The sequence below is a fragment of the Armatimonadota bacterium genome (assembly GCA_020354555.1).
Lineage (GTDB): Bacteria > Armatimonadota > Hebobacteria.
Genome location: CP070648.1, coordinates 3038659 through 3041714, shown reverse-complemented (window position 1 = coordinate 3041714; position 3056 = coordinate 3038659). Strand labels below are relative to the sequence as shown.

Genomic DNA, 3056 nt, shown 5'->3' with positions numbered 1-3056 from the left:
GGCGCACAGCGCCGTGTGGTGCGGCTCCGCCGCACTCCGGAACGGCGCACAGCGCCGTGTGGTGCGGCTCCGCCGCACTCCGGAACGGCGCACAGCGCCGTGTGGTGCGGCTCCGTCGCACTCCGGAACGGCGCACAGCGCCGTGTGGTGCGGCTCCGCCGCACTCCGGAACGGCGCACAGCGCCGTGTGGACAAGGCCCGACACTCCGCAGCGGCGCGGGAAGGAAGGGAGAATCATGAGGTTCAGACTGGGCGTCATCTCGGCGATGCTTCTTCTGGCGCTGATGATCGGCGCGGCATGGGGCTATCCGACGCGTTTCGACGCCACCACGGGCTTGGTGGACCTGCCGACGTCAGACGTCGTCGCGCTTGACTCGGCGGAGTTCGCCGCCGGGTACAGCAAGCTTGAGAGCAATCAGCAAGTATGGCCGCTGCGCCTGCTCGTCGGAGTGTCCGAGGGTGCGGAAGTCGGGATATCGTACGCGAAGCTCAACAACGGCGTGGACGGCAGCATGACCGGGTTCGGCGCCAAGATGACGCTGATGGAAGAGCCGACCGCAGACTTCGGCCTCGGATTTGGCGCGTCTTACCTCGACGGGACGAACAGCAATGTCATCGAGATCTATCTTGCCGCGAGCAAGGAGTTCCCGATGGGTGTGGCCGAGGCATATCGCTACCAGGCGGGACGCGCCCGCATGCGCGGCCATCTCGGCCTCATGTTCACGCGCGTGAGCAATGGCGCGGACGACGACGAGCTGAGACCTTTCCTCGGCTTCGACATCACGACACCGGAGGGGACGTCTTTCGTCGCCGAGTACAAGCTCACCGATTTCGGCGACGACCACGCGGCGGCCGCCATCCGCTACCCGTTGAGCCCCGCGCTCACGGTGCAGGTCGGTGTGGCCCGAGCCGAAACCGTACTGCCACAGAACGATTACCGCTTTATCGTCGGGTTCAGCTACGACCTCTCTGCGGTCGGGCAGCTGGATCGAAGGTACTAGCCCCATCGCTTACGGTCGCGTTGCGGCGCTTCACGGAGTCAGTCTGCCGTAGTGGCGCGCGGCGACGACGACACGGGATGCCGACATGCAAGCGGGGCGACCATCCGGTCGCCCCGCTTATTCTCCGGTCCCGCCGCGCTGCGCGTGTTGCATCTACTGGTCGGGGGATTCCCCCTGCGCCTGCTTGAAACGCGTGACCGTTTCCTCTATCGCTTGCCTCAGTTGCGTCTCGTTGACGGGCTTGAGCAGATAGGCGACCGCCCCCGCGCGGATGGCTTCCTGTACTCGCCGACGGTCGTTGTAGGCCGTGAGCATGATGACCGGCACCGGCGCCTCGGACATGATCCGCGCGGTGGCCGCAATGCCGTCAACTCCCGGCATGCCGATGTCCATCAGCACGACGTCGGGGCGCAGCTCCTTGGCCAGGGCCACCGCTTCCTCGCCGTCTCGCGGCATCCCGACCACACGGTGCCCCATCGCCTCGAGCTGCGTCTTGAGGGTGAGCGTGATGAGGAATTCGTCCTCAGCGACAAGGATGTTCATGGTTCTCCCCGAAGCAAACGCCGTGACGCCGGAATACTTCGACGCCGTCCCTTGCATAACCTTGCGACTCCATCAGGCTGAGTTGCCGCTGTCGCAGCCTGCGGCGGATGATGAAGCGGACTACTACGAGCGCGATCGCATACGTCTGTGGATTGTTGCCGGATGAGCTAGAGCAAGCGCTCGCCGATGCCGGCCATAAGCCCTACCGCGCACGTCAGATACTGCGCTGGATGTATCGGCGCGGGGTCCACGACGTCGCCGGGATGACCGATCTGCCGCAGCAGCTTCGCGACAAACTGAGCCGCCGCATGCGAGTCCACCCGCTGCGGCAGCTGGCGCAGCGGCAGGCACGGGACGGCAGCGCGAAGCTCTCCTTTCGCCTGCCGGACCGCGCCGCGATAGAGACCGTCATCATGCCTCACGGGGCGCGCGCGACCGTGTGCGTGTCAAGCCAGGTCGGGTGCGCCTACAACTGCGCCTTCTGCGCGACCGGCGCCTTGGGGCTGGAGCGCGACCTCACGCCGCCCGAGATCGTCGGGCAGATCCTGTGCGCCCAGGCGGTAACGCAGGCGAGCGTCACCAACGTCGTGTTTATGGGGATGGGGGAGCCGCTCGCCAATTACGAGGCGACGCTCAAGGCGGTTCGCATCATCAACCACCGCGCCTGTCTCGATATCAGCGCGCGGCGGATCGCGATTTCCACCTGCGGCCTGCCGGAGCAGATGCGCCGCTTGGCGGGCGAGGGTTTGGCGCTGCATCTCGCCGTATCGCTCAACGCGCCCTACGACAAGCTGCGCACCACGCTCATGCCGGTCAACCGGCGGTATCCGGTGCGCGACGTCGTCGCCGCCGCTCGCGAGTATGCCATCCGCACCGGACGCAAGGTCGCCTTCGAGTACTGCTTGCTCGACGGCGTCAACGATTCCCGCGCCCTCGCCGCAGCCACGGCCAAGCTCCTGCGCGGGATGCCGTGCATGGTGAATCTCATCCCGTGCAACGAGGCGCGCGCGGGGTTTCGCCGACCGCCCGACGCCACGGTGCGTGCTTTCCGTCAGACGTTGGAAGCGCAGGGCATGGAGGTTGCCGTCCGCCGCCCCTTTGGCGAAGAGATCGCCGCCGCGTGCGGACAATTGGCAGGACCATCGCAGCGCCGCCGCCGGCAGTCAGGGCCGCGCGGACGAGCCGGATCTCCGAGGCGGCGGGCCCATCCATGACCGGCAAGCCCGCACAGTCGAGCCCGCGTCTGCGCGCCGTCATCTTCGATCTCGGCGACACACTGGTGAAGTGCTACGGGAACTGGCCGGAACTGCTTCAGCGCGCGGTTGATCTGTGTTACGAGTATCTATCGCGCACCAGGCCCGACCTGAGCCGCGACGCGCTCCTCCACGTCGCCGAGCAAGCCGTCGGCAGCCAAGCACACGCGCTGACCGCGGAGAACCGCGCCTTCCCGGCGCGCGAGCGGGTCGTGGCGGTCCTGCACGCCCTCGGCATCGAGCCCGAGCCGCAGCTGTT

At 67.1% G+C, this 3056-nt stretch carries 5 protein-coding genes; 4 read left to right on the top strand and 1 reads right to left on the bottom strand.

What is annotated here, in order from left to right; all coding sequences use genetic code 11:
- The first annotated feature begins 236 nt into the window (after positions 1-236).
- The gene (locus tag JSV65_12465) at positions 237-1001 is read left to right on the top strand and encodes a hypothetical protein (GenBank protein UCH33382.1); all 765 of its coding nucleotides are present in this window, start codon (positions 237-239) and stop codon (positions 999-1001) included.
- A 153-nt stretch (positions 1002-1154) separates the two neighbouring features.
- Here the strand turns inward: JSV65_12465 and JSV65_12460 are convergent, their stop codons facing one another.
- Positions 1155-1544 (bottom strand): response regulator, encoded by a 390-nt coding sequence (locus tag JSV65_12460; protein ID UCH33381.1) that lies wholly within the window; start codon positions 1542-1544, stop codon positions 1155-1157.
- Here JSV65_12460 and JSV65_12455 point away from each other — a divergent pair.
- The 3 genes from JSV65_12455 to JSV65_12445 all read left to right on the top strand — a co-directional run.
- Positions 1543-1710, top strand: coding sequence for a hypothetical protein (locus JSV65_12455; GenBank protein ID UCH33380.1), 168 nt, complete (start codon positions 1543-1545; stop codon positions 1708-1710). The genes JSV65_12460 and JSV65_12455 overlap by 2 nt on opposite strands.
- Entirely contained in the window at positions 1700-2758 is a 1059-nt protein-coding gene (rlmN, locus tag JSV65_12450) for a 23S rRNA (adenine(2503)-C(2))-methyltransferase RlmN (protein ID UCH33379.1), read from the top strand. The genes JSV65_12455 and rlmN overlap by 11 nt, the downstream gene beginning before the upstream one ends.
- Positions 2755-3056: hypothetical protein (locus JSV65_12445; GenBank protein UCH33378.1), on the top strand; the 302-nt coding region annotated here is incomplete at its 3' end. The genes rlmN and JSV65_12445, both read left to right, overlap by 4 nt.